The sequence below is a fragment of the Sorangium sp. So ce204 genome (genome assembly GCF_051526795.1).
Lineage (GTDB): Bacteria > Myxococcota_A > Polyangia > Polyangiales > Polyangiaceae > Sorangium > Sorangium cellulosum_B.
On the sequence record NZ_CP150317.1, the window covers coordinates 7,589,165 to 7,616,009 of the forward strand.

A 26,845-nucleotide genomic window follows, 5' to 3' on the forward strand; every position below is an offset into this window, starting at 1 on the left:
GTCGGGCGGTCACGCTCGAACCGATCGTGGAAGTCGGAGAGCGCCGACGGCGCTCTCGTGCACGCGCAGGCCCGGGACTGCGGCGGCTTTCGGTCGCCTCACGCCTTGATGGCGTCGAGCTCCCCCGGGTTGCTGATGCCAGGCCCGTCGGTGACCTTGCCTGCGCCGTCGGTGGTGAACGACGGCCCGCTGCCACCGAAGCCAACCGCGACCGCATCCGAGACGCCGAAGCGATCGACCGGACGCCAGTCGGGCATCCCGGCGCCGAGCGCGTTGATCAACGTCGTGTAGAGCTTGTTCAGCGGGACGGTTCCGCCCGACGAGCCGGTGTTGCCGCTGTTGTCCTCGCCCTCCGTGCCGCTCGAGCAGGTGGCTTCGCTGTTGCCTGCCTCGAGCTTCCCGCCCGCGACGTTCACCGAGACGCCCTGCTTGAGGTAACCGCCGGCGCCGCCGGCGATCACGATGGGCAGGTTGTTGTTGTTGTGCGCGTTGCCGTCGGCGAGCTCCGGCAGCCACATGACCGCGGAGTTGTCGAGCATGGTGCCGCCCCCCTCCTCGATGCTGTCGATGGTCTTCACCAGCTTGGCGAAGCGCCCCGCATACCAGCGGTCGATCTCGTGGATCTGCTCGATGACGCCGCTCACGCACTGGCCTCCGACGGCGGCGCTCCCGTTCCGGTGCGAGAGCCCGTGATGATCATGGGTGTGCGCGATGCCGTCCCACTTGAACGTCACGAAGCCCGGCCACTGGAGCACGATGGAACGGTTGTTGTCGCACATCATCGTGAGGGCGATGAGGCGGATCATCATCTCGCTGCCCAGGGTGTACACCTTCTCGTTGTTGGGGAAGCCGCCGCCGCGGGCGGGGTAACCCGCCTCGGTGAGGGCGGCGTCCGTGACGCCGAGGGCGGTCGCCGACTCCGCTGTGCAAGCAGAGGGGATGACCCGCTGCTCCGTCTCGCGGAGCAGGGAGAGCCAGTCGTCGATCTTCTTCCGATCGGCGCCGCTCATCTTGCGGGCCTTGTAGGCGTTCAGGTCGCGGCTCACCAGATCAATGATGCTCTCGCCGCGAGCCACGCGATAATCCGCTTCGGTCTCGGAGCCGCTCACGAAGAGCCCGGTCAGGCTGCTGTACACCGTGCGCGCGTTGGTCACGGGCGCGTACGGCGTCTTTGGCGCCGAGTACGACACGATGCCCTTGACGTTCGTGAAGGCATTACCGACGGAGAGCACGAGCGGGACCTTGTTGGTGCCCGGGTTGAAGCGCTGCGCGATCTCGTGATCGAGCGAGTGCGACAGCGCCCAGTGATCGCCGGCGGGATCGAGGGGCGCGCAGGTCAGCTTGCTGCCCATGCCCTGATCGTGGGGATCGAAATAAGCCGTGCCGTCCACCTTGTTGTTGAAGCCGTTCAGCGGCATCGCGAGCCCGCGCGGGAAGAGCAGCTTCGCCGCGAAGGGCGCGAGCGCGGCGAGGGTCCGGGGCTTCCCGTCCGCCTGCGTCGTCTCCAGGGACGCCGCGGTGACGGCCCCGGCCCCGTTCTCGATCCCCGTCGGGAACCAGCGGTTCGTCAGGCAACCGTTGTTGGTGTAGAAGATCACGAGGCGGCGCGGCGACGGCGCCTCCTGCGCTCGCGCCGAGCGGCCGAGCGAATTCAAGAAGGGGACGGCGAGCGCCGCGCCGCCAATTCCGCGCAGGAACAGTCTTCGGTTCACGGCTCCACCTCCGCCTGCAGGGCACGAACTCGGAACGATTGGCTCTGTGTGAGGTCTGCGATGAGGTCGAGCACCGTGTAGCCGCCCTGGGTGAGCTTGGCGGTCAGCTCGTCCACGGTGCACGAGTCCTCGTTGTTCAGCTCGCGCTGGTAGGCGAACGAGACCCACTTTCGCACGTAGCACGTGTGCGCGGCCGGGGAGCTCGCGATGGCCTCGGAGAGCGCCACCGGGCCGTCGACCGCCACGACGTCCTCGCCCACGCCGACGTCCACCCGCGTGTCGATGGGCGCGCCAGAGAACGATTCGGTCTGCTGGAAGGCGCCCACGGCGTCGTACGCCTCGAGCGCGAAGCCCGCTGGGTTGATGTACGTGTGATGGCAGAACGCGCAGGAGTCTCCCGCCGTCTGCGCGTCGACCCGGGCACGGTTGGTCGTGAGGTTCGCGTCCGTGGGCAGCGGCGTGCCCTCCACCATCGGCGGCGGCGGCGGGATGTCCGCGCAGAGGACCTCCTTCTGCAAGAACGCCCCGCGCAGGATGGGCGACGTCCGGTCGTACCCCGAGTGCGACACAAGGAAGCCCAGGCGGGTGAAGAGGCCAGAGCGCTGCGTCGGGTCGAGCTCGACAGGCACGAGCTCCGCGCCGTTGAACTCCGCAGGATCCAGGTCATAGAGCGGCGCCAGGGAGGCGTTGACGAAGCCCACCGGCGTGGTGACCAGATCCTGGAACGTCCCGGCCTTGTCGAAGACCACGTGCTCGATGAAGCGATCGGTCTCCTCCGACAAGAGCGGGATCATCGACGCGTTGAAGTCCGGGAAGGCGGCCGGATCACGCTGGATGTCCGACCAGCGCGTGCCGGGGCCCATGTGGAGGTAGAGCTCGTGGAAGGCCTTGACCATCCCGCGGCTCTTGGGATCCGCCAGCATTCGCTGTGCCTGCGCGAGGATCTGCTCCGGCGTCTGCAGCGCGTCGGCGTCTGCGGCGGCGAAGAGCTCGTCGTCCGGCATGGTTCCCCAGATCAGGTACGAGAGGCGCGACGCCACCTCGTGGCTGTTCAGCACGAAGTACTCGCCCTCGGGCTTCTCGCTGATCTCTGCGCGCATCAGGAAGGAGGGCGAGAGCAAGAACCCTTCGATGATCAGCTGGGCGCCGTCCTCGAACGAGCCGGTCGGCGTGAGCGCCTGGCGGCGGGCGTAGAGGGCCTGGAAGAGCCCTCGCTCCTCCTCGGTGAGCGGTCGCCGGAAGGCGCGCCGTCCCAGCGTATCGATGAGCTGGTTCGCGCACGCGGTGCCGTCGCCTGCTGGCGTGCACGGGATGGTCTTGGCGCGCGCCCTCGCGTCTGCCATCACCGCCGCCGCCACCGTCGCTGCGGCGGTCTTGTACCCGTCCCACGCGCGCTGATCGACGCTCCCGACCCCGTCCGGAGCGAGCATCGACGACGGCTGGTTCTCGATGCCGACCAGATCGCGAATCGTGTTGTCGTATTGCGTCCTCGTCAGGCGCGGCAGCGCCGACGTTTGCGGGACGCCCGGCACGCATACCGTCGGCTCGACGCCGGGGCCGCCCCCTCCGGCGCCGCTTCCGCTGCCAGACCCGCTGCCAGGCCCGTTGCCAGACCCGCTCCCGGGCCCGTCGCCAGACCCGCTCCCAGGCCCGTCGCCAGAGCCGCTGCTCGCCTCAGGGTCGTCGCCGCCTATCATCGCGGTGCAACCGCCCATGGCTGCATAACTCGCCGTGAGCAGCACAGGAACGATGAACCGTCTCGCCCACGTGTTCATAACACTCACCTCATCCGAGGGGCTCTTACATCGGCCATCACCCAGACATAGAATGCCTTGTCATGGGTCGCAGATCACGAGTTTTCTCGTATTTTCGTGCTGGCGCAAGATTGCTTCCGCCCCGCAATTCGTTGGGTCAGGACCGCCTCATCGGGTGATGACCACCGACGATTCTCGCGGGATCAAACAAGTAAAATTTCAAACAATCAGTTCCCCATCAGTTCCCCATCAGTTCCCGATCGGTTCCCCATCAGTTCCCCATCAGTTCCCGATCGGTTCCCCATCAGTCCCCGATCGGTTCCCCATCAGTTCCTCGTCCGAGGCGGCACCGACGACACCAACCTGCTCGAGGGCGACGGGGCGAAGGCCGACCTGAGCCGGTGGATGACGTGGACGCCGCCGAACCTCCGGTGACTGCCGGGATCACTCGTCGCGGAAGCCGAGCCCGAACCGGTCGATACGCCGCTTGATCATGATCCGGGTGATCCCGAGCAGCCGCGCCGCCTCGGACAGATTGCCGCGCGCGGCCTTGAGCGCCTCCTCGATGAGCCGCCGCTCGGTCGAATCGAGCGCCGCGAACTGCTCGGCGAGCGACATGCCTTCGCGCCCCCCCGGCGCCTCCCTGGGCCCCTTGCGGAGCCGCGCACTCAGGTTGTGCAGGTCCACGATCGGGAGCTCGGCGTTGATGGCCGCGCGCTCCATCTCGTTGCGGAGCTCCCGGACGTTGCCCGGCCAGCTGTACGCCTTCAGGGCCGCCAGGGCGGCCGGCGTGAACTCCAGCTCCCGCTTGCCCATGCTCGACGCCGCCGCCCCGAGCAGCGCCCGCGCCAGGAGCTCGATGTCGTCGCCGCGCTCGCGCAGCGGGGGCACCGACAGCTCCACCACGTTGAGCCGGTAATAGAGGTCCTCGCGGAACCGCTTGTTGGCGATCTCCTCGGCGAGGTCCTTGTGCGTGGCCGACACGACGCGCACGCTGACGTGCACCGGCCTCTCGGCGCCGAGCGGATGGATCTCCCCCTCCTGGAGCGCGCGAAGGACCTTGGCCTGCGCGGCGAGGTGGAGATCGCCGATCTCGTCGAGGAACAGCGTCCCGCCGTCGGCCAGCGCGAACTTGCCGCGCTTCTTCGCGACGGCGCCCGTGAACGCGCCCTTCTCGTGGCCGAAGAGCTCGCTCTCGACCATCGACTCCGGGATCGCGGCGCAGTTCAGCGCCACGAACGGGCCCGCCGCGCGCGGGGACACGCCGTGGAGCGTGCGCGCGACGAGCTCCTTCCCCGTCCCGCTCTCGCCCTGGATGAGCACGTGGGCGGTGGACGCGCCGTACCGCTGGATCTCGGTCTTGAGCTGTCGCATCGGCTCGCTCGCGCCGAGCAGCTCGCTGGCCGGGCCGCCTGGCCCGAGCGCCTCGGCGAGGGCTTCCATCCGCCGGTAGCGCTGCGCGCTCTCGAGCGCCGCCGCGGCCAGGTGCCCGAGCGCCAGGAGAAAATCGAGATCCTGCGGCGTGAAGAGCGCCGGCCGCTGCCGCGCGTCGACGTACAGGAAGCCGAGGAGGAGCGAGCCCGCCTGGAGCGGGACCGCCATCGCCGTCAGGATCCCCTCCCGCACGAGGGTCTTCGGGGCGCCGCGCTCCCCGGTGTTGTGGAAGATGACCCCCTCGCGCCGCACCGTGACCGCCTCGAGGAGCGTGCGGCTCACGGCGATGTCGTCGGCCCCCGGGCCGCCCGCGCGCGTCCGCGCGACGCGGCGGAAGCCCCGCGCGCCCGGCTCCGCGAGGCCGACCAGGGCGCGCTCGCAGCCGAGCGCGTCGAGGATGGCCTGGAGCATCCTGCCGAGCAGCTCGTCGCGGTCCGCGAGGCCGAAGGCGGCGCGGCTCAGCTCGTAGACGAGCTCGAGGCGGCGGTCGCTGTCGTGGCGCAGGGGCGCGAAGGCCGCCGTGGCTTGCTGGTGGACCAACTCCGGCTCCCCGTCGTCGCGGAACGCGAGCAGGGTGTTGCCCGCCTGGATGCGGTCGCCGGCGTTGAGGAGGTGGGTCGTGATCCTGACGGTGTTGACCAGCGTGCCGTGCGTCGACCCGAGATCCTCGACGAGCCAGCCCTGCTCCGATCGGGTGAACCGGGCGTGGAAGCGCGAGACCTGATGATCGTCGAGCACGACGTCGTTCTGCTCGCTCCTGCCGAGGCGCAGGCCTTCGCGGAGCGGGAGCGTGTACGACACCTGGCCGGGTTCACGGACGACGAGGTAGGGCATGGGCGCGGGCGTCGGAGCCCGCGGCATTGTCGCCCACGATGACGGAGCGGCGCAATGACACGAGATGGGGGCGCTATCGCGCTCACCCTGGCCTGGCCGCGCCGCGGGCCCCGCTGCTCGCCGTCCGGAAACGGGGGGGCCTCGCGCGGCGCGCCGGGGCCGGTCGGCCGCCGCGTGGCGGCGGACCCGACGCGGCGCCGAAGAGGCTAGTTGTAGCAGCGCCCGGCGTTGCCGGTCCCCACGCTGATACAGACGTAGCAGCCCGGCTCGCCGATGTACCCCAGGCGCGCGTCGCAGATCCTGGCGCACCTGCCGTCATAACACTGGTAGCCGGCCCCGCAGGTCTCCCCGGAGCAGGCCCCCCCCGCGGGCGTCGAGCCCGGCTGGGCGCAGCTCGCGAAGCTGCCGCCGGTGTACTGGCACGCTTCGCCGGCGGCACATCCCGTCTGCGTCAAGAGATCGCACGTCCCCTCGGGCGCGGGCCCCTCGAAGCCGATGTCGCTGTCCGGGAGGCCGAGGCTCAGGCAGTTGACGCCGAACGTCGCGTCGCTCACGCGGCAGAACTTGACGCACGAGCCCTGGTCCGGGGTGGCTTGATCCACCTTGAGGCACTGGGCGCCCGCGACGCACTGATCCGAGGTGCATGGAGACCCCACCGGCAGCGATCCCGGGGATGCACAGAAGGTACGGCCGCTCGAGTCCGCGAGGAGGCACGCCTGCCCCGACGGGCAGTAGCTGTAAGAATAATAGGAAGGGACCAGGTTGCACTCCCCCCGATCCTCGTTCGAGGCGACATCGAAGCGGATGCCGACCGAGCCATCGCCGAGGGTGATGGCGCCCTGTCCGGTCGTGAACGTGAACGAGAGCTCCGTCGTCGCTGACGCGCTGACCTCGAATGCCTGGGGGTTCGGCGAGAGCAGCGCCGCGGAGACGGGAGACTCCGTGCCGTCCGGCTCGATCTTGGCGAGCTCCCAGCCGTCCGCCAGGCGGACCGTGTAAGGCCCCTGGAACAGGGCCGCCGTCAGCGTCGCCGCGCCCGGATCGCTCTCGGAATCGAGGGTGGCAGCGTGGGCGCCGTTCGTCGAGTGGATGGCGAACACGGCGTTGTGGAGGCGGAACTCGCCTCCCGCCGACGTCACGAGCGGCAGGCTGACCCTCCCGGCAGCCTGCTCGTCCTGCGAGTCCACGGGCGACGTGCAACCGATCGTCGTCATCGCTCCTGCGGAGAAGAGGAGCGCAAATCCGAGAGAAAACCACCTGAATTTCATCTGATCATCCATCCTTCTGCGTGCTCGGCGCGTGGGGCGCAGCCTGGCCTCGACGTCGATCGCGCCGGGACGAGGCGGCGGGATCGTCATCGCTGTCAGCCTGCGTGTGGCGATCGATGCCGGCGGTCGCGCTGTGCGCCGCGGCTGCTGCCGACATGCGCGTGAGCGTCGCGCGTCGGCGTCTGGTCAGTCGGTCAGTCGGTCAGTCGGCCATCCGTCATCGCAACGGCCATGCCATCACGGACGCGCCGGTCTTCGCGGCGGAAGGGCCCGGGGGTAGCCGCCGGCGTCCGCCGTGCGCTCGCAGGGCTTCGCAGCAGACCGCGTGCGCCGGCGCTCGCCGCCGCGCTGGGCTTTCGCCCCCGCGCGGCGGCGTCCAGCGGGCCGGGCGATGGATCGAACGATCGATCGGCTTGATCGAACGATCGCCTCCGCCGGGCCGATCTCAGAGCTCGTCGAACGGGACGACCTCGATCTCCGTGTGCGGGCTGCCGCCGAGGATGTTCCGGACCAGGACGAGGTACTCGGGCCCGGCCAGGAGGCGTTGCGCGGCCGCATCCATGGAGTGGGTCGCCTCGGGCTCGAGCGTCTCGGTGTTGTACACGTGAAGCACTGGCGCGGTCCCCGCGAGCATGTAGGCCAGCTTGCCGCCAGGGCCGAAGGCGAGATCGCTCCAGGAGAGCCCCATGTCGGCGACCCACGTCATGTCCGACGGACTCGAGTTGCTCGCAAGGAAGATATGGCCGCACCGGGTGTAGATCGTGGCCCCGGCGGGGTGGATCCGGAGATCGCCGCACATCGGGTAGGTGCCGTGGTACGGGCTGTCGTAGGCCGGTCTGGCCGCCCCGTCCGCGAGGTTCCACCGCTCGATGTCGCTCGGCGAGACATCGGTATCCGCCCCGTAGAAGCGGTCCCGGCTCGGATGGAGCTTGATGTTGGTGTTATGGCGGATGGTCCCGGAGAGCGTGTACCACCCCGTGGCGACGTCGACCGAGGCCACGGAGGTCCACTGCCCCGAGCCGCCCGCCACATGCACGTGGCCTGTCCCGTCCGACACGACCTGCCACGGATCGAGGGGGATCCAGACCGGCGCTGGCGCCGCGAGCGTCACGGCGTCGATCGCGGCGACGTAGCCTTCCTGCTCGTCGTCCCACCAGTACGCTGAATGATCGTCGATCGGCAGCGAGACGATCACCTGATCGAGGATGGGGTCGAAATGCATGAACTCGGCGCGCCACCCGGTGGGGACCGCGGTCACGACCCCGGACGCAAGGTCCACCACGTTCACCCGACCATCGCCGCCGTAGCTCAAGAACACCCTGTCTCGTTCGGTGTCCAGCACAACGTCGAAGTAGCCAGGATCGGTCGTGTACGTGTGCCTGCCGATCACACCTCCCGCGCCCTCACCGCCGGTACCCGCGCCGCCATCGCCGCCCGCGCCGCCGTCGCCGCCCGCGCCGCCGTCGCCGCCATGACCACCCACGCTCACGCCGCCATGCCCACCCACGCCCTCTCCGCCGGTACCCGCGCCCGTGCCACCGACGGTGGCCGGCCCGCTCGCCGTGGTTCCCGAGGGATCGCCGCTCCCGGCGCTCGACGCGTCGGCGCCGCCTCCGCCGTGATCGCCGGAGGACTGCTGCCAGGGCGCGGTGCAGGCTGTCAACAGCAGCAAACCCCAGATCAAGTCGTTCTTGCGCATGGATTCCCTTCCGTCCGGCGCGACGCCGCTCCCGGCGCGCGTTGCGGCGGCCCCAGGCACCGCGCATGCCATGAGAGGTCCGGGCCGAACCTGGCGCGGGCGTCGAGCGGCGCCCGGCCCATGGAACACGAAGGCCGACATCGCGCAGGATACCGGAGTTGATCGTTTGATCAAGCAGGTTGATCCGCTCGATCCATCCGCGCGCCAGCCCGGCGCCGCCGTCGGGCCTCCTCCGGCCTCCGAGCGCGCTGGCCCGGGGATTGCTGAATCGCTCGAGCAGAATCGTTGAAGGGGTCCCCTCGCGGAGAGCGCGGCAGAGACGCGCTCGGATGCCCACCTGTTCAATAGCCCCTCAACGGAAGGAGTTATCCATGACGATCAAGTTGTCGATGCTCGGGCTCGTGTTCCTGACCGGCTGCGGCACCACCGCCACCATCACGCGCGTCAACGGCCCCGCGGTCGAGGCCAAGATCGTAGGCGGCGACCGCCACGACGTGTACGTCGAGACGCCTTTGGGCGGACAGGAGACCATCCCGCGAAGCGACATCGCGGACATCGATCATCCCGGCTCCACCGCCGGTGTGCTCGGCGGCATCGTCACCGCGTACGGCGCCCTCAACCTCGCGGTGGGGCTCCCGAAGTGCGAGACCGAGGGCGCGGCCTTCTGCACGGGCGTCTTTCTCCCGATGGGCATCGGCCTCCCGATCATGCTCTGGGGCATCGCGACGAACGCGGGATCGCGCGGGGCGCTGAACAAGAGCCCTTCGAGCGAACAGCGAGGGAGCCTCTTCGTCGCCCCCACCCACCAGTTCGCAGGGCGGCCGGACACCCCGGGGCTCGCCGTCGGCGGCACCTTCTGATCCTCCAGCGCCGCTCTTCCCACCGAGCGCCCCCGGTCCGCGCGCCTCGCCGCGCGCGGCGAGGCCGCCCCCCGCTCACCACCCCGCGGACCGCGCACCGATACAGCGACGACGGCCGATCAGCCCCCGGCCGGACACGGTTCACGCTCACGGGCGCGATGGATCCAGGTTCATCAGCTCACCCCACCTCTCCTCTCCTTCCCCCGCCTCGCCCGGTCCGCAGCGCCTCACGCCGCGGAGCGCGACCATTGCCGGTCCAGGTCACTTTTCGGGTAGTCTGCGTTGTTGAGCATGACGCAGCACGAGTCGCCAGACATCCCGACGGCGCCCGACGCACCGCGGGTCCTCGACGCGTCGACTTCCCCCCACGCGCCGCCCGTCCTGCGCGCCTGCACCGGCGCCGACCTCGGCCCTGGGCACGTCATCGCCGGCCGGTACGAGATCCTCTCTCGGCTCGGCGTGGGCGGCATGGGCGCCGTGTGGCGCGCCCTCGATCGCGCGTTGGACGAGGAGGTCGCCGTCAAGGTCCTCCTCGCCGATCGGTCGAGCGCGCCGATCATGGTGGCGCGCTTCCACCGTGAGCTGAAGCTCGCGCGCAGGATCTCCCATCCCAATGTCTGCCGCGTCTTCGAGCTGGGCGAGGCCGACGGGCTGCGCTTCCTGACCATGGAGCTCGTCGAGGGCCAGACGCTGCGGGCCGTCCTCGTGGAAGGCGCCCTCGATCCGAAGCGGGCGCTCTCGCTCCTCCACGAGGTGGCGAGCGGGCTCGCCGCGGTGCACGAGCAGGGGATCATCCACCGCGATCTCAAGCCGGAGAACGTGCTGGTGCGGCGCGACGGGCGGGCGATCGTCGCGGATTTCGGCCTCGCGCGCGGCACGCTCGCCCAGGCGTCGACCGTCGACAGCATCGCCGGCACGCCCGCGTACATGTCTCCGGAGCAGCTGCGCGGCGAGCCCCTGAGCCCGGCCAGCGACGTCTTCTCGCTCGGCATCCTCGGCTTCGAGCTGCTCACCGGTCGCTCCCCCTTCGGCAGCGGCGCGCCCCTCGTGATCGCGAGCGGCATCCTGCAAGATCCACCGCAGCGCCTCGAGGTGCCGGCGCTACCGGCGGGTACCGTCTGCGCGCTGGATGCGTTGCTCGCGCGCGCCATGGCCAAGCGCCCGGAAGAGCGCTTCTCCTCGGCCGCCGGCTTCGAGGCCGCGCTCGCGGCGGTCATCGCCGATCTGGACGAGGCGAACGGCAGGACGACGGCGACGGGCGAGGCGATGCCGCGCCGCGGCCCGTCGATGCCTGCATGCGCGCTCGCCCCGACGCTGCCGGACGGCCGGGCGTCGCTGTCGATCACGCTGGACGCGACGACGCCTGGCGTCCCGTTGCCGCCGGCGGCGAGCGCGGCGCCCCCCGGCGGCCACACGTCGCTGCCGCCCCGCAGGCGGCGGTGGAGTGCGGCCCTCGCGGCGGCGTCGGCGATCGGGCTCGCGGCCGTCGCCTGGCGCGCCGCCGGCGGCGGGCAGGCGGCCTCCCTCGAGGTCGCCCCGCCCGAGGAGCAGGCGCAGGGCGCGCGCTCGGCCCCTCCCGAGGACCCCCGCCCCTCCGTCGTGGTGATGCCCTTCGACAACCTGACCGACGACCCCACGTGGGCCGGGCTCGGCCAGGGAGCCGCGGAGGCGATCCTCGGCGGGCTCCGCACCATGCCGCAGGTGCGCGCGCTCGGCTCGGCGCCGCCCGGCAATCCGGCGGCCGAGGCGATGCGGCGGAGCGCGACCTGGGTCCTCACGGGCACCCTCCAGCGCGTGGGGGCGAGCCTCCGCCTCTCGGCGCAGCTCCGGGCGACCGGCGGCCCGGTCGCGGGCGAGCCGATCGAGATCGACGGCGACCCGGGCGAGGTGCCGCGGCTGCTCGAGGCGCTGCGGAGCCGCGCCATCGACGAGGTCCGGCTCCTGTGGCGGGACCATCACCGCCAGGATCGCGCCGTCCGCGGGACGAGCGACGCCACGGCCAGGGCGAGGCTGCTCCAGTACTACAAGCTGATCGGCCCCGCGCCGCGCCCGCAGCACCACGCGGAGGGCGAGCGCCTGCTCGACGAGGCGCTCGCCGCCGATCCCGGCTACGTGCCGGCGCTCGCGGAGCGGGCCTATCTCCGGTCGTTGCACGCCTACGCGCAGGACGAGCCCTCGCTGTACGCGTCGGCGCTCGGCGACCTGGATCGCGCCCTCTCGCGCGCGCCGGACGACGCGCAGGCGCTGGTCATGCGCTGCCGCGTCCTCCAGGTGAAGCGCCAGGCCCAGGACCACGCGGCGGACGCCGACAACAAGGCCGCGCTCGACGCCTGCGAGGCCGCGCGCCACGCCGATCCCGGGTCGGCGGACGTGCTCCTCGTGTTCACGCGGCTCTACGACGACACGTGCCAGAGCGACCTGGTCGATCAGGTCGCCGAGCAGGCGATCGAGCTGGATCGTAGCCTGTCGGGCAGGGTCCTGCGACATCGCATCATGCTCGCCGTGCAAGAGGACAGGTGGGAAGTCGCAGATCGGGTGTCGCTCCGGCTCCTCGCCTTCGAGGAGGAGCAGCGGGCGCTCGGAGCGCGCGGCATCGCCCGGCGGATGGGCGTCTTGCCGGAGCCGGGCGCCCACCTGCTCCGCGCCGCGGTCTTGCTGCGCCAGGATCGGCTGGACGAGGCGCGGCGGGAGCTCTCGGAGGAGCTCGCCGCCGACACCGGGGCGAAGGCCGACAGGCCGTTCGAGGCCACCTCGATCCGGGGGCTCCTGCGCATCGCGCGTCAGAAGGGGGAGCCGGGCAACACCCGGCTGGAGCAGCGCCTCGCCGTGCTGGAGCGGCAGTTCCAGGAGGGCGCGGCGAAGAACCCGTACGTGGCCACCGCGGTGGCCGGCGCGTACCTGTGGACGGATCCCGACGCCGCCGTGGGCTGGCTCGGGAAGGTGGGCGCCCCGGGCTCGTTCACGGAGGCGTTCCACCGCGCGCTCGCCTACCGGATGGCCGGCAAGCACGCCGCGGCGCGCGCGTCGCTGGAGACGCGCGCGCCGTCGGAGCAGTGGGAGCGAACCTGCGCGACGTGGCTGCGATCGCAGCTGTCGCTCTGAGCGCGGCGGCGCGCGCGTACCGGCCTCCTCGCCCTGCGCGTCAGATGCGACCGCAGAACGGCTGGCACATCACCTGAGGCGTGCTCGAGGGCGCCTTCACGCTCGGGGCGTCCTCCTCGCCTGCGGGCGCCTCCTCGTCCGCGCTCTCGCCCGCGCCCTCCTCATCACAGGCGCCATCACCATGCTCACTGCCGGCCCCAGCGCCGAGCCCACAGGGGCTGTCCTCGCTCGACGCGACACACGCGGTCGCGGACAGCGTCGAGACGAGGCCAGCGAGGAAGAGCGAAGACAGACCAAGAGACTTCAGGATGTGACGAGCCATGATCGCACCTCTCCATCGAGCGGCCGGAGGGCCGCTGTTGCAGGGATTTCCGCGGGCGATCCGCTCGATGGCCGGACTGCCGCTCATGAGATCATGAGTGGCAATCAGGACCCACGCTGGCCGTCGGCGAGCGTCATCGAGGAGGGGCACCTCGTGAGCGCTCGCCGGAACCCTCGTGAGAGCGGCGTCGTCCGTTCGCCAGCGGATATCGCACGCGCCGTACCAGGGGCCGCGGCGGGGCCCCGGGCGCGGAGCGTCCGAGGTGCGTGTCACGGGAAGGACGGCGAGATCCTCGAGGAAAACGGGGATCTTTCAGCGGGCTGCGGGCGGGCGGGAGGCGCCTCTAGCGGGGACTCGCCGGCTGCGGAGAGGGGCTGTTACACAAGCGATGCGCAAACTGAGCTAGCGATTTGCACAAAGTGAGAAGGTGCGCTGTGCACGCGACCGGGCGCGCGCTCCGCGTCACGAGCGGGAGGAAGGAGCGCCGCGGAGCGTGGCGTGATGGGATGCCGAGGGACGTCTCCGTCGCTGTGATAGCCATCGATGCAGCGGAACGTGGCCCAGCGCTCCCGGCGGAGCCCAGCGCGCTGTCGGGGCGGCGCTCAACCACCTTCGGGGGAGCCCGAGCCGCGCGCTGGAAGGTGGTGATTCGCTACCTCCGGCGGAGTCCGCCGAGCGCGCCGGGCGGCCCTGAAGCCACGCCGGGGCCAGGCGAGCGCCTCATCCCGGCGAGCGTCGCCGCGTCCGCCGCTTCCCCTTGGCCTGCGCGAGCTCCGCCCGCAACGCCTCCACCTCGGCTTCCAGCTGCTTGTTCGCCTCGCGCGCCCTGGCCTCGCCCTCGCGCGCCCTCGCCTCGGCCTCGTCCGGGGTCGGCAGCAGTTCGTGGCCTTCGCGATCGCGCGCCAGCCGAAGCATCGGGCCGACCGACGGGTCGTCCACCACGGTCCACCAGAGCCCCAGCGCCTCGCACGCGTGGAGCTCCGGGTCGCCGGACGCCCGCTCCACGAGATCGCCGTCGTGCGCGTCCCAGACGCGGATTGGCCGCTCTCGATCGTCGGGATGGAAGCGCACGACCTCGCGGATGCCCGAGGCACGGTAGCGCGCGAGCTTCTCCTCCCAGTCGGGCTCGCCCTCATCCGACTCGCTCACGATCTCGACCGCGAGGTCGGGCGCCCCATGCAGCCACGTCTTCCAGGTGCGGAAGGTCCGGTGAGGCACGCCCAGCCGGACGAAGGCGTCGGGGGCGAGGCGCTTCTTCGGCGTCGTCGGATCCCAGTAGACGAACTGGTCCGACCCGAGGGTCGCCACCTGCGCGAGCTCGCGCTTGAGGATCAGGTACAGCGCCGTGCGGAGCTCCAGGTGGCGGTTCGTCTCGGGCACTTCTTCGCTCTCCGGGAAGTACACCGGCTCGGGCGGGCGGCTGTAGACGTGCGCCCGCACCCGTTCGCGAGGCGCAGCGGGCGGGCGGACCGTGGGCTCGATGGCTGACATGCCTGCGCCGAGGGTACCACGACCGCCGCCGTGCGGCACCGATCGGGTGAGCCTGAGGGTGAGGGTGGAGCGCAAGAGCGAGCAGGAGAACGAGCGTCGCCCGCTCGCGAAATGCAGCGTGCGTTCACGAGGGTTAGTGCGCTCGCGCGCTTTTTCGTGATCATTACGGCTTCCCCTCAGCAAGCGTGGAGGTGCCGCCGACGAGAGGGAGCCACGGCGCACGGTCCGGTTGCGGCTCAGGGCACGCGAACCTCGCGAACCTCAGATATCGTCGATCGTTCGATCAAATGGATCGATCCGTTCGATCCAACCGCCCCTGCCGACCGGTGCGCTTCCACGGCTGGACCCCGGGCCGCCGCTCGTGCTCCATGGATCTCCGGCGCGGGTACGCGCCATGGCCTCGAATTTGTTTCCTCTGTGGCGGCATCCGCTCGTCGAGGAGACGTGCCCGACGGTCCCCACCCCCGGGTGCGGGTGGCCCCGTCATTTGCCCGGAGACGTTCCACATGAAAGGTGCGCGGCCAGCGTCGTGAGGTCATCGTTTTCCGAGGTCCGTCCAGACGAGCGCGACCACGATTGCGGTTCCAGGTTCGGGCGGCTGGCCCGCGCCGGGTGAGGACGGGTGATGATTCCGAGTTGCCGTCCGCGCCAGTTTTGCGTTATCGTGCATTGTTCCGGCGACTGCCAGCGCGTCGGCTGATCGCCGCATCGTTCGGGAAGGTAGTCCCGGGGAGTCAACGCATGTCACAAGGGAGTCGATTTCCGGCCTCGCTGACGCTGACGTTGGTCATGGCCGCCACGCTGGCTTCGCCGGCCATCGCTCAGCCGTCCTCCGAACAAGACGCGAACGAACCGCCACCACCACCGCCACAGGCATCGGCGCCGCCGGCCGTCGACCCCGACCCGAGGCCGTGGGCGAGCGGCGTGTCCGCGGAGGATCAGCGTCGCGCGCAGGAGCTGTTCGCGGAGGGCAACGGATATCTCGACAACCTCGGGTTCGCCACGGCCGCGGCCAGGTACCGGCAGGCGATCGAGCGCTGGCCCCACCCGGCCATCCAGTACAACCTCGCGATCGCGCTCATCAAGCTCGACCAGCCGATCGAGGCCTACCGGACGATCACCCAGGCGCTTCGTCACGGCGCCGCGCCGCTCGATCCGGAGCAGTACAAGCAGGCGCAGAACTATCAGCAGCTGCTGAGGAGACAGATCGGCGAGCTCGAGCTGAGCTGCGCCCAGGCGGGCGTGGAGGTCAAGCTCGACGGCAAGCTCGTCCTCACCGGCCCGGGAACGGCGCGGGCGCTCGTGCTCGTCGGCGAGCACCAGCTCGTCGCCGGCAAGCGCGGGTTTCGGACCGTCACGCGATCGCTGCCGGTCTACTCCGGCGCGACCGTCGAGGTTCGACTCCGCCTGTTCACGGAGGAGGAGCTCACGGTGAACGAACGCTACTGGAAGGCCTGGCAGCCGTGGGCTGTCGTGGCCGCTGGAATGGGGATCACCGTGGCCGGAGGCGCCCTCCACTACTGGGGCGCGCGCTCCAACATCAAGGGATTCGACGACGAGCTGGCCAGGGATTGTCCGCTGGGATGCCACGATAACGAGGCCGCCTCGCCATCGCCGCGGCTCCGAACGGGCGAGCTGCAGCAACAGATCGCCTGGGGGAGCTATGTCGCCGGTGGCCTGGTCGCCGCTGCCGGCATCGTCGGCGTCGTCGTCAACCTGCCACGCACGGTGCGCCTCGACCGCAGCTCGGAAGAGGCGCGGATAAAGCTCGGGCTGTCCCAGTCCCCGCGCGGCGGCGGGCTGGCCATCGCCGGGCGATTCTGAGCCAGGACCACGCTCAAGAACAGGAGCCGACGGATGAATGGCTTGATGCGGACGGCGGCGTTCGCCCTCTTCCTTTGCTGCTGGCTGGCCGGCCCGGGCTGCGTGGAGACGACATCGACCCTGTGTCCCAACGGACGGCGATGTCCCGCTGGAACCTTCTGCGCGGCGAACCGGGACATCTGCATCCGGTTCAGGTGCGGCGATGGCGTCGTCGATCGCCCGGACGAGGTCTGCGATGACGGCAACAACCTGGACAGGGACGGCTGTTCAGCGGATTGCAGCTCGACGGAGAAATGCGGCGACGGGGTGGTCGATCCGGAGAGCGAGGCTTGTGACGACGGCAACAACGTCGATGGCGACGGTTGCCAGGCGAACTGCGTGATTCCGCTCTGCGGCGATGGGGTCCTGGACGAGGAGTTCCACGAAGCGTGTGATGAAGGCTCGGGCAACTCGAGCGAGCCCGACGCCGACTGTCGGCTGAACTGCCAGCCGCGACGATGCGGCGACGGCATCCAGGACGCCGGAGAGGTGTGCGACGACGGCAACCTCGCCGCCGACGACGGTTGCACGCCGGACTGCCAGTCAGACGAGAGCTGCGGCAACGGATATATCGATATCATCCCCGGCGAGCAGTGCGACGACGGCAATGAGCTGAGCTGCGACGGCTGCACGTCGAGCTGTGTCGCCGAGGAGCCTCGCTGGGTCGAGCAGGTCTTCACCGGGCTGCCGTCCACGTCGGCCTATGCGATGGCCTACGATGCCGCCCGCGGGCGCACCGTCCTGTTCGGCGGCAAGGGCCGCTTCGACGATCTGAACAACGAGACGTGGGAATGGGACGGCGCGGCCTGGACCAGGATCACCCCCACCGGAGCCTCTCCGTCTCCTCGCGCCGATCACGCGATGGCCTATGACGCCGCACGCAAGCGCGTCGTGCTGTTTGGCGGCTTCGCCGGGGGTACGAGCCGCGGCGATACCTGGACGTGGGACGGAAGGACGTGGACCGAGGTCAGGCCGGCTGGCTCCTCGCCCGCGCCCCGGCACGCTCACACCATGACCTACGACCCTGCGCGACGCCGGATCACCCTGTTTGGCGGCTCTCGCGTGGTGAACACTGGGCTCGACGACACCTGGGAGTGGGACGGCACAGCCTGGGCCGAGATCACCCCCGTGGGCTCGTCCCGCCCGTCTCCCCGATTCGATCACATGATGGCCTACGACGCCGCGCGCAATCGCATCGTGCTCTATGGGGGCATCTATTACAACGCTCGTTTCCAGGACCTTTCCACTCTCCCGGATACCTGGGAGTGGGATGGGACGACATGGACCGAGCGGCTCTCCGTCGGCCCCTCGCTAGCTTGGGATGCCGCACACGCGATGGCTTACGACGCTCCTCGTGACCGCGTCGTCCTTCTGCTCGGCTCCAGCACCTGGGAATGGGACGGCGCCAGCTGGACCAAGCGGCTCCCCGCCGGGTCTTCGCCCTCCTCGGTGGACAACGCGATGGTTTACGACGTCGCGCGCGGCCGCATCGTCGCCGTCGACGATGGCGAGACATGGCTCTGGGATGGCGCCGAGTGGACCAAGCGTACCTTCGCCGACGCCTCGCCAGGCGGTCGATGGAGCGCAGCGGTGGCCTATGACACGGCGCGCAGCCGCGTCCTCTTGTTCGGCGGCGACGTCGCAGGGGCCACCGACACGTGGGAGTGGAACGGCGCGACCTGGACCGAGCGCACCCCGAGCTCGTCTCCCCCATGTTGCGCCAAGATGGCCTACGATGTCGGCCGCGATCGCACCTTCCTGGTTGGCTGGGGTGAGACGTGGGCGTGGGACGGCACGGATTGGACTCGACTTACCCCTGCCAGCTCTCCTCCCGTGAGATTTGGACATGCAATGGCGTACGATGCCGCGCGTCGCAGGATTGTCCTCTTTGGTGGCGAGTTCGCCGACCAGGCTCGCGGCGACACCTGGGAGTGGGACGGCACGGACTGGATCGCGGTGGCCCTCTCCGGTCGTTCTCCCCCTCCCCGATACGACCACGCCATGGCCTACGACCCCGAGCGCGGCGGGGTCGTCCTCTTTGGCGGCCGAAGCGATTCAGCTCTCAGCGACACCTGGCGGTGGGACGGTTCGCGATGGACAGAGCTCACCTCTTCCGGCACCACGCCGTCCCCGCGGTATGGCCATTCCATGGTCTACAACCCCGCCCGCCGGCGCATCGTGCTCCTCGGCGGCTTCGACGGGATCTACCGCGCCGATACGTGGGAGTGGGATGGCGCCCTATGGAGCGAGGTCACACCCGCCACCTCCCCCGCGCCGAGGGCGTTCGCCTCGATGGCCTACGACGCCGTTCGCAACCGCGTCGTGCTCTTCGGCGGCGGCGAGGACTTCCCGAGCGCGACGGCCGACACGTGGCAATTCTCTTATCATCGCGGGGACCAGGTCTACGAGACCTGCCTCCACGGGTTCGACAACGACGGCGACGGCTTGATTGGATGCAACGATCCCGACTGCTGGAGGTATTGCGCTCCCTCCTGTCCTCCCACCAGCGCCGGGGACTGCGACGATTCACTCCCGCGCTGCGGAGATGACGTCTGCGACGCGCAGCTGGAGACCTGTGTCCTCTGTCCGCAGGATTGCGGCGTCTGCCCGCCGGTCTGCGGCGACTTCCTGTGCAGCCCAGGAGAGAGCTGCCCGGCGGACTGCAATCCGCAGTGAGCCGCGAGCTCTTGCCAGAGCATGCAATGGTACAACGCCGAACACAAGACACGACAGACACGCCTATGACCCATGAGAGCCGAACCCTGCTGAGCGCGCTGTGTGCCATCGTCCTGTGCTCCTGCTCGGAGCCGCCGGAGACCATGTTTCCCGGCCCGCTCCAGCCGATCACGGAGCTCGGCTGCAATGGCGGCGCGGCTCCGTCGCCCGTGCCGCTCGGGGTCATCGACGGGTGGTCCTTGAACACAGGGTGGGAGTCGCGCGTGGTGTGCGAGCATCGACACTCGCACAGCTACGTCGACGGTTCGCTTCCAGGAAGGCTGTGTCTGGGATTGAATCGCGGCGTGGGGGCCATGGTGGCGCACCCGCCGGTCGACGGTGGGCCGGGCACGTATGCCGTCGAATTCGCCGCCCAGCTGGGGGACGACCAGGTCATCGAAGTAGCGCTCTCCCGAGGCACGGATGGTGGATCTCCAGACTGGGCTCGCAGCTTCTCCGTCGCTCTCGAGTGTCGCCGGCCGTGCGGCTCCGCGACCGATGAGCGAGCTCGTAGGTGCCGCCCCGTCGTGCGCCTCCACAGCACGCCGCAGCTGGATCTGGACGCCACCGCGCCGCACGGGCGTCACGAGGTCTTGCCAGCGCATGCTCCCCAGGATTATGAGCTCAAATGCGCGTTGAAGGACGAGTACGGCATCCCGCTCCCCACCGCCGGCGTCGTCACCGCCGAGATCGTCGTGGAGCAGCGCTCGCTGGGCTGGAAGATCGATGGCGCGCTGGTCTCCGGCTTCGGGCCTGCCTATCGGCTCGACCACGCGCGCTGGTCGTGCGAGCACGCTGACGGCACGCCCGCCGAGGGCGCAGCGCAGCGCCTGTTCGTCGTGGGTCTGCCGCTTGCCGAGCCGGCGAGATCGCTGGACGAGCCCGGCTACGAGCTGACCGTCGAGCACTGGTCGCCCGGAGAGAGCCGCTGCGCCGCCGCTCCTCTGGCGGGCAGCGCCTCGGACGGCGCCTGGATGTGCGTACGCGATGTCCGCTACGCCTCGTGCGAGCAGGCAGCCTGTCCCGAGGCCTGCGGCGATGGCACCTGCGACGCCTGGGAGACGCCGTCGACGTGCTACAGCGATTGCGGTCCTCGGGTCGCCGACCTGGCGGTCGCCTCGATCGACTGCGATCGGCCGATCGAAGCCGGCGGCCCGGTTTCGTGCGATGTGGTGCTCGTCAACCAGGGAACCGTCGACACAGGTGAGTTCGACAATCAACTGTGGCTCTCGAGCGATGAGACCGTCTTCAGCGGTGGCGCGCTGCTCGGCGGTTGTAGATCGGCCGGCCTCGCGGCTGGCTCGACGTCGACCGTCGCTTGCAACGGCACGGTTCCGCCTGCGACCGAGGCCGACACATGGTACCTGGTTTTCGTCGCCGACAGCTCGGACGCGGTCGTCGAGCTCGACGAGAGCAACAACCTCGGCCGCGAGGCGGTCGTCGTAGATTCAGACTACGTGCCGCCAGCCGATCTGGTCATTCCCTCGGTGTACTGCCGGTCGCCTTCAAAACTCGATGAATTCGAGTGCTCGGTGACCGTCGCCAATATCGGCAAACAGGACGCCGGTCCGTTCCTCGTCGATCTGCGTCTATTCAGCGACGCGCTCATCGCCGATCCCGATCTTCTCCTGAATACGTGCCAGGTCTCCGGCGTGGGAGCCGGGTCGTCACAGACGATCTCCTGCGCCTTCACGAGGCCCGGGGAGATGAGGATCGGCTCCTGGTTCGTGGGCGCCGTGGCCGACAGCGAGGACACCGTGCCCGAGTCCGACGAGAGCAACAACACCGAGCACGATTGGCATCTTCGCCTCATCGAGGAGGGCCCGCCAGACCTGGTAGTATCCTCGGTGGACTGCCCGGTGAGCGCGACGTCCCCGGGGGCGATCACCTGTTCGGTGCGCATCAGCAACCAAGGAGACGGCTTCGCGAGCTCGATCAGCAGCGAAATGCGGCTGTCTCAGTTCACGAACGCTACGACTCTCGACCCCCTGCTCGGCACCTGCGATCGCTTCAGCTTGCCAGCAGGCAGCTCGACGACGATCAACTGCGACGGCGCCATCCCAGGGGGGATTTTCGGCTCCCGGAATGTGGTAATCATCATCGGCAACCCGGCTTTCACACCTGAGTCGAACGGTGACAACAACACCGGTTATGCCTCGATCCGCATCGATCCGGGCCCGGTCGACCTGGTGGTATCCTCGGTGGAGTGTCCCCGGAGCGCGACGTCCCCGGGCGAGATCAGCTGCTCGGTGCGCATAAGCAATCAAGGAGGCAGCCACGCAAGCTCGTTCGGCATCGAGATGCGCCTATCTCGAGATGCAAACATCGCCAGCTTCGGCAGCCGGATCGGCGCCTGCGACGGCCCCAGCCTCTTCGCAGGGCAGTCACAGACGATCACCTGCAGTGGATCCATCCCAGCGGGGCAGACTGGCGTCCAGTACGTGGGGGTCATCGCCGATAGCCCCTCCCGGGTGAGCGAGTCCAACGAGAACAACAATACCGGTCACGCCACGGTCTCCTTACAGCAGGGCCTGGCCGACCTGGTGGTGTCCTCGGTCGACTGTCCCCAGAGCGCGACGTCCCCCGGCGAGATCCGCTGCACGGCGCGCATCGGCAATCAGGGAGGCGGCCCCGCGGGCTCGTTCAGCACCGCGATGTACCTCTCCCGGGTCCCAAGCAACTTCAGCTTGGGCGCATCGATCGGCAGCTGCGACAGTCCATTCTCCATTCCAGCGGGCGGATCGCAGGTGGTCACCTGCCGTGGCACGATTCCCATGGGGCACGCTGGCGTCGAGTACGTGGGCGTCATCGCCGACAGCTCGTCCCGGGTGAACGAGTCCAGCGAGAACAACAACACCGGCTATGATTCCATCAGCTTGACGGGCGGATCGCCCTTTCCCTAGTTCAACTTCGTGCTGCGCTTCGCGCCCAGCTCGCGCTCCAGCTCCTTGACCCGCGCCTTCTCGCGATCGAGCCGGTCCTGTTCGAGCTTGTACAGGACCTCCAGCTCGTCCTTGGCGCGCCGGGCCTCCTCGGTCTTGTGCAGCGCCAGCTCGGCCGATTTCCTGGCGACCTCCTCGTTTCTGCGCGCCTGTTCGAGCGCCGCGGTCAGCTCGCGGTTCTTCGCTTTCAGCTGATCTTTGCTGAGCTCGACCTGGGTCGAGGCTTCGTCGGCCTTCTGCCTGAACGTGTCGGCCTTGTCCTCGGCTTGCTTCTTGGCCGTCTTTTCGGCCTGGAGCTCGTCGTACTGCTGCCGGATGGTCCGTTCCTTCTCCACCGCCACGCTCTCGGCGGCGCGGGCCTCCTTCCTGGCGTCGTTGACGACGATGAGCCCGATGCCCGCGGTGACGACGAGCAACGACAGGACGGCGATGGTCGCGACCACCATCAGCCGCTTGGTGCGCCGCCCGTGCGCCGCCAGCGCCAGCACGCCATGCAGGTAGTCGGTCTGTACGCGCAGGAGCAGGCCGCGGTAGCGGCGATACCACACCTCCGCCTCGGCAGCCGCCTCGCCGCGCCAGAGCAGGCCGTTCGGGCGGCCCTTCCGGTCCCACTGCCTGGCCACGGCGTCGAGCTGTTCGAGGTAGGGCGCGTCCTCGGCGTGCTCGTCGAGCCAGTGCTCGAGCATCGGCCAGCTGCGGATCAGCGATTCGTGCACGATCTCGACCAGCGAGCCGGCCTCGCTCTCGCCGGGCTGGGTCACGAGCAGGCGGGCGTCGACCAGCTCGTCGATCAGCCGCTGCATGACCTCCGGCTCGTGCCACAGCTCGCGAAGCTCGTTCACCGACGCGATCGCGCGCGTCCGCTCCGGGGTGACGAGCTGCAGGAAGATGGCGCGGACCAGGGTCTGTTCCTGCGGTGCGAGCCCGCTCAGCACCGCGTTGGCGTGGCTCGCCAGGGCGCCCTCGACACCGCCAAGCTCCTGGTACGCGCGCTGGGTCAGGCGCTTCCGCGCCACGTCACGGCCGTCCCAGAGCTTGCTGGCCGCGAACTGCAGGAGCGGCAGCGCCCCGGCCGACGCTTCCAGCTGATCGAGCATCTCGGCGACGATGGATGGGGCCTCGAACCGGTAGCCGACCAGCTCGGCCGGCCTGACGATGGCCTCGCGCAGGCCTTCGCGGTCGGGCTGGACGAGGAAATACAGCGCCTTGTCGAGCTCGGCCATGAACTGGCCGTCCTCGGCCACACGATCGAGGAAGTCGGAGCGGATCGACAGGATCACGCGCAGCGGCGACGTCGGGTCGTCGGCCACGCTCAGAAGCGCCTGGGTGAACTTCAGCCGTTCCTTGGCGTCGGGCGTGAGCGTGTAGAGCTCTTCGAACTGATCGACGAACAAGGCAATCTTGCAGCCTCGTTTGCGCGCTCGCTCGCGCAGGCTCGCGCCGAGGAATCCCGGCTCGCTGCCGAGCCTGCTCGCCAGATCGCGGAGATGGCCGCCTTCATCCCCGTCAGCGATGTCGGCGGCGTCGGTCGTGTCCGCGTTGCGGTCGCGGGCGACGGTCGCCAGCATCCGGACGAGCGCGGCGACGGGCTGGCGTCCCGGGCGCACGACGAACGACTCCCACTCGTCGCCCGAGTGCTTGAGCGCCGGAATGACACCGGCGCGGACGAACGACGATTTGCCGACCCCGGACGGGCCGACGATGCCGATGAGCGGATGTTCGGGCAGGCGCGCGATGACCGTGGCGATATCGCGCGAGCGGCCGAAGAACCGGTTCGCGTCCGCCTCCTGGAACGCGGTGAGGCCAGCGTACGGGCTCTCGGCGTCGCCGAGCTCTCGGCCCTCGCGGCCGGGGAGCAGGCGCTCGAGCGCCGCGAGGGCGTCGGTCGCGCTGGGGATGCGCTTGTCCCGGTGCTTCTGGAGGCAACCATCGATGACGTCCGCGAGCGCGGGCGGGATGGCCACGCTCGCGTCGTGAGCGCTGGGCATCGGCTGCTCGAGCACCCCGGTGAGCAGCAGCTGCTCCCAGGACAGCGGCGAGAGCGGGTGCTTGCCGACCAGCAGCTGATACAGGATGATCCCGATCGCCCACAGATCGGATCGATAATCGAGCTCCTCGCCGTTCCACTGCTCGGGCGACAGGTAGGGCAGCGTGCCGATGAGCGCGCCCCGCTGCGTGAGCCGGCGAGCCGGCGGCAGCACCTCCACGGTGGTCGCCATCGCCGTCACGATCGGCTCGAGCTCGCTCTCGTGGACGAGCTTGGAAATGCCGAAGTCGAGGACCTTGATCGCGCCGGACTCGGTGACGAAGATGTTGTCGGGCTTGAGATCGCGGTGGATGATCTGGTGCTCGTGCGCGCAAGCCAGGGCGCGCAACACGGGCACCATGAGCTGCACCGCCCGGCCGACCGGCATCGTCCCGCCGGCCGCGAGGGCGTGGAGGGTCTGGCCTTTCAGGTACTCGAGCACGATGAACGGATTGCCCTGAAACTCGCTGACATCGTGGATGACGACGATGTTCTCGTGGCTGCACCGCGCGGTGTTCCGCGCCTCGACGATGAAGCGCTCGGTGAACGACGGCCGGTCGCGCTGCATGAGCTTGATGGCGACCCGGCGCCCGAGCTTGGTGTCGCGGGCGAGGTACACAGCGCCCATGCCGCCGTGCCCGAGCTCGCGGATGATCTCGTAGTGGTGGAGACGCGTCCCCGGTGGCAGCGGCTCGTGCTGTCCGGACGGAGCGTCGGTGTCGCGCAGGCCGGGGCGGCCAGGCACGTTCTCGGTCGCTATCCCGCTCGCCGGCGCCGTCGAGGCGCCCGTGCCGAGATGGTCGCGTCGCGCTTGCGTCATGGCCTGCGGTGCCCTCTGGTCCACATCGATGTCGGCCGAAGATACTGCCTCCTGGCAAAAGCCGGCAAGGCGTCGGGCGCCCGCCGGTGGCGCGCTATCTCGGCCCCGCTGCACCCGTGCGTGCGGCCACGCAGCGTCACCGAGCGTCTCGCAGAGCAGGACGGCACGTTTACAGTAAAGCGGCAACATTTCACATCAACAGCCCCATGCCAGGCGAGCGTACTGGAGCTTCGGTCGGCTCGCCGAGCGCGGCCAGAGAGCTGGCGGCGGCTCTCCGGCTCCGCGACCACGGCGACGCGCTTCATCCTACCGTTGCACGCCGGGCACTCCAGCACGTCGAGCTCACCGCATCTTCCCTGGGAGCACCATCGAGGTGTAGAAAGGATCGGTGAGTATGGATCGTTCACGTCGGATCCAGCCGGCCAGCGCGGTGCCCCCGAAGGATCGCGCCGCGGCGTGCCTCTCCGGAGAGAAGGTGCTCCGGGAGCTCGCGGTGTTCGCCAGCGACGGGGTCGTGGCCTATCCCCTGCCCGAGAGCGGCTCCGTCTCGATCGGCCGCTCCTCCGACAACGACATCTGCATCAACCACCGCTCCGTCTCGCGCCGGCACGCGATCCTGCACCTCGGTCCCCAGCTGCGGCTCGAAGATCTCGGCGGCACGAACGCGACCTTCGTCCGGGCCCCGCTCGCGACCGTCGAGACGCTGAAGACAGAAGAGCTGCGGCAGGTCTCGAAGCAGACGATCGATATCGCGCCCGGCGAATGCATCACCCTGGGTTCGGTCTTCGTGGTCGTCCGCCGGACCCAGACCGCCGAGAGCGCACCTTCCGCCGGCGGGCGCTCGCCCTCCGCGTCCGGCCGGAGCAGCGATATCGTCGTGCGGGACCCGTCCATGCGGGCCCTCTACGAGCAGGCCGACCTCGCCGCCCCGGGCCGCATCAGCGTCCTTCTGCTCGGAGAGACCGGCACCGGCAAGGAGGTGCTGGCTCAGGCCATCCACCGCCGTTCCTCGCCTGCCCGCGCGCGAGGGCCGTTTCTCGGGCTCAACTGTGCTGCTCTGTCCGAGTCGCTCCTGGAGAGCGAGCTCTTCGGTCACGAGAAGGGCGCCTTCACCGGGGCGGTGCAGGCGCGGCCGGGGTTGTTCGAGGCGGCCGACGGGGGCACGGTGTTCCTCGACGAGGTGGGCGAGCTGCCGCAGACGATCCAGGTCAAGCTCCTGCGCGTGCTCGAAGAACACCAGGTGCTCCGCGTCGGCGGCCGGGTCCCGCGCAGCATCGATGTCCGCTTCCTCTCCGCCACCCACCGCGATCTCGAGGCCGACGTCGCGCGCGGGGCTTTCCGGCAAGATCTCTATTTCCGGCTCAACGGGGTGACGCTCACGATTCCGCCGCTGCGGCAGCGCATCGCCGACATCGCCCCTCTCGCCGAGCTCTTCGCGGCGAGGGCGTGCAAGGCGTTCGAGCGATCGCAGATCCCCGCGCTCTCGGGCGAGGCCGTCGCGCTGCTCGAGCGCTATCCTTGGCCGGGCAACATCCGGGAGCTGCGCAACGTGATGGAGCGCGCCGTCATGCTCTGCGCCGGCGATCGCCTGCTCCCGGAGCACCTGCCGCCCAGGATGACGGCCGGCGACGCGCCTCGGGTCCCGGCGCCGGGCGCCGCCGTGGACGACCGCGATGCGAAGAGCCGTCCTGAGGAGCCGATGGCCCCACGCGGGAAAGAGGCGAGCCCGTCGCAAGCGCTCGCGTCGGCTCCGAACGAGAGGCAGCGCATCATCGAGGCGCTCGAGAAGTGTGTGGGGAACCAGACGTATGCCGCGAAGATGCTCGGCGTCTCGCGGCGCACGCTCGTCAGCAAGATCGAGAAATACGACCTCCCGCGGCCGCGAAAGCCCAAAGAGACCAGCTAGAGCGACGAACGATCGAAGGCGGAGCGGGCCGACGCGGGTGGGCCTCCGCGGCTCATCGCGGTTGCCTCAACCGCGCTCCTGTCGACGCGACCTGCAA

Annotated in this window: 14 protein-coding genes; 6 read left to right on the forward strand and 8 right to left on the reverse strand. The window is 69.7% G+C overall.

The features are described 5' to 3' along the window. Positions 1–98: 98 nt before the first annotated feature. From WMF22_RS28265 to WMF22_RS28285, 5 genes are all read right to left on the reverse strand, one after another. A complete protein-coding gene (locus WMF22_RS28265; protein WP_437293115.1) occupies positions 99–1,712 on the reverse strand; it encodes a DUF1552 domain-containing protein in 1,614 nt (537 codons plus the stop codon). After that, entirely contained in the window at positions 1,709–3,487 is a 1,779-nt protein-coding gene (locus tag WMF22_RS28270) for a DUF1592 domain-containing protein (protein ID WP_437293116.1), read from the reverse strand. The genes WMF22_RS28265 and WMF22_RS28270 overlap by 4 nt, the downstream gene beginning before the upstream one ends. A gap of 423 nt (positions 3,488–3,910) precedes the next feature. After that, positions 3,911–5,734 carry a sigma 54-interacting transcriptional regulator gene (locus WMF22_RS28275; protein ID WP_438031787.1) on the reverse strand — a complete coding sequence of 608 codons (1,824 nt, stop codon included), beginning with the start codon at positions 5,732–5,734 and terminating at the stop codon, positions 3,911–3,913. Positions 5,735–5,940: 206 nt separating this feature from the next. Next, positions 5,941–6,948 carry a hypothetical protein gene (locus WMF22_RS28280; protein ID WP_438031788.1) on the reverse strand — a complete coding sequence of 336 codons (1,008 nt, stop codon included), beginning with the start codon at positions 6,946–6,948 and terminating at the stop codon, positions 5,941–5,943. A 499-nt stretch (positions 6,949–7,447) separates the two neighbouring features. Beyond that, on the reverse strand, positions 7,448–8,701 hold the full coding sequence (locus WMF22_RS28285) for a hypothetical protein (RefSeq protein WP_438031789.1): 1,254 nt from the start codon (positions 8,699–8,701) through the stop codon (positions 7,448–7,450). A gap of 371 nt (positions 8,702–9,072) precedes the next feature. On the opposite strand from WMF22_RS28285, the gene WMF22_RS28290 reads away from it, so the two are divergent. Together WMF22_RS28290 and WMF22_RS28295 are read left to right on the forward strand one after the other, a co-directional pair. Further along, positions 9,073–9,561: a hypothetical protein gene (locus WMF22_RS28290; protein ID WP_438031790.1), complete on the forward strand. Its 489-nt coding sequence runs from the start codon at positions 9,073–9,075 to the stop codon at positions 9,559–9,561. Positions 9,562–9,852: 291 nt separating this feature from the next. Then, positions 9,853–12,663: a protein kinase domain-containing protein gene (locus WMF22_RS28295; protein ID WP_438031791.1), complete on the forward strand. Its 2,811-nt coding sequence runs from the start codon at positions 9,853–9,855 to the stop codon at positions 12,661–12,663. Positions 12,664–12,703: 40 nt separating this feature from the next. Here the strand turns inward: WMF22_RS28295 and WMF22_RS28300 are convergent, their stop codons facing one another. Together WMF22_RS28300 and WMF22_RS28305 are read right to left on the reverse strand one after the other, a co-directional pair. Further along, complete coding sequence (locus WMF22_RS28300; RefSeq protein WP_438031792.1) at positions 12,704–12,985, reverse strand: hypothetical protein; 282 nt, start codon at positions 12,983–12,985, stop codon at positions 12,704–12,706. Positions 12,986–13,705: 720 nt separating this feature from the next. Further along, positions 13,706–14,476, reverse strand: coding sequence for a Uma2 family endonuclease (locus WMF22_RS28305; RefSeq protein WP_438031793.1), 771 nt, complete (start codon positions 14,474–14,476; stop codon positions 13,706–13,708). A gap of 924 nt (positions 14,477–15,400) precedes the next feature. Here WMF22_RS28305 and WMF22_RS28310 point away from each other — a divergent pair. The 3 genes from WMF22_RS28310 to WMF22_RS28320 all read left to right on the forward strand — a co-directional run bounded on the left by WMF22_RS28310 (position 15,401) and on the right by WMF22_RS28320 (position 21,957). Beyond that, positions 15,401–16,300 carry a hypothetical protein gene (locus WMF22_RS28310; RefSeq protein ID WP_438031794.1) on the forward strand — a complete coding sequence of 300 codons (900 nt, stop codon included), beginning with the start codon at positions 15,401–15,403 and terminating at the stop codon, positions 16,298–16,300. 33 nt (positions 16,301–16,333) lie between these two features. After that, entirely contained in the window at positions 16,334–19,015 is a 2,682-nt protein-coding gene (locus WMF22_RS28315) for a Kelch repeat-containing protein (RefSeq protein WP_438031795.1), read from the forward strand. Between the two features lie 566 nt (positions 19,016–19,581). Then, complete coding sequence (locus tag WMF22_RS28320) at positions 19,582–21,957, forward strand: CARDB domain-containing protein (RefSeq protein ID WP_438031796.1); 2,376 nt, start codon at positions 19,582–19,584, stop codon at positions 21,955–21,957. Here the strand turns inward: WMF22_RS28320 and WMF22_RS28325 are convergent. Then, on the reverse strand, positions 21,954–24,842 hold the full coding sequence (locus WMF22_RS28325; protein ID WP_438031797.1) for an nSTAND1 domain-containing NTPase: 2,889 nt from the start codon (positions 24,840–24,842) through the stop codon (positions 21,954–21,956). The two genes, WMF22_RS28320 and WMF22_RS28325, sit on opposite strands and share 4 nt — an antisense overlap. Positions 24,843–25,236: 394 nt before the next feature. Here WMF22_RS28325 and WMF22_RS28330 point away from each other — a divergent pair, with 394 nt between their 5' ends. Continuing rightward, positions 25,237–26,748, forward strand: a complete 1,512-nt coding sequence (locus tag WMF22_RS28330) for a sigma 54-interacting transcriptional regulator (protein ID WP_438031798.1) — start codon at positions 25,237–25,239, stop codon at positions 26,746–26,748. The last annotated feature ends 97 nt before the right edge of the window (positions 26,749–26,845 follow it).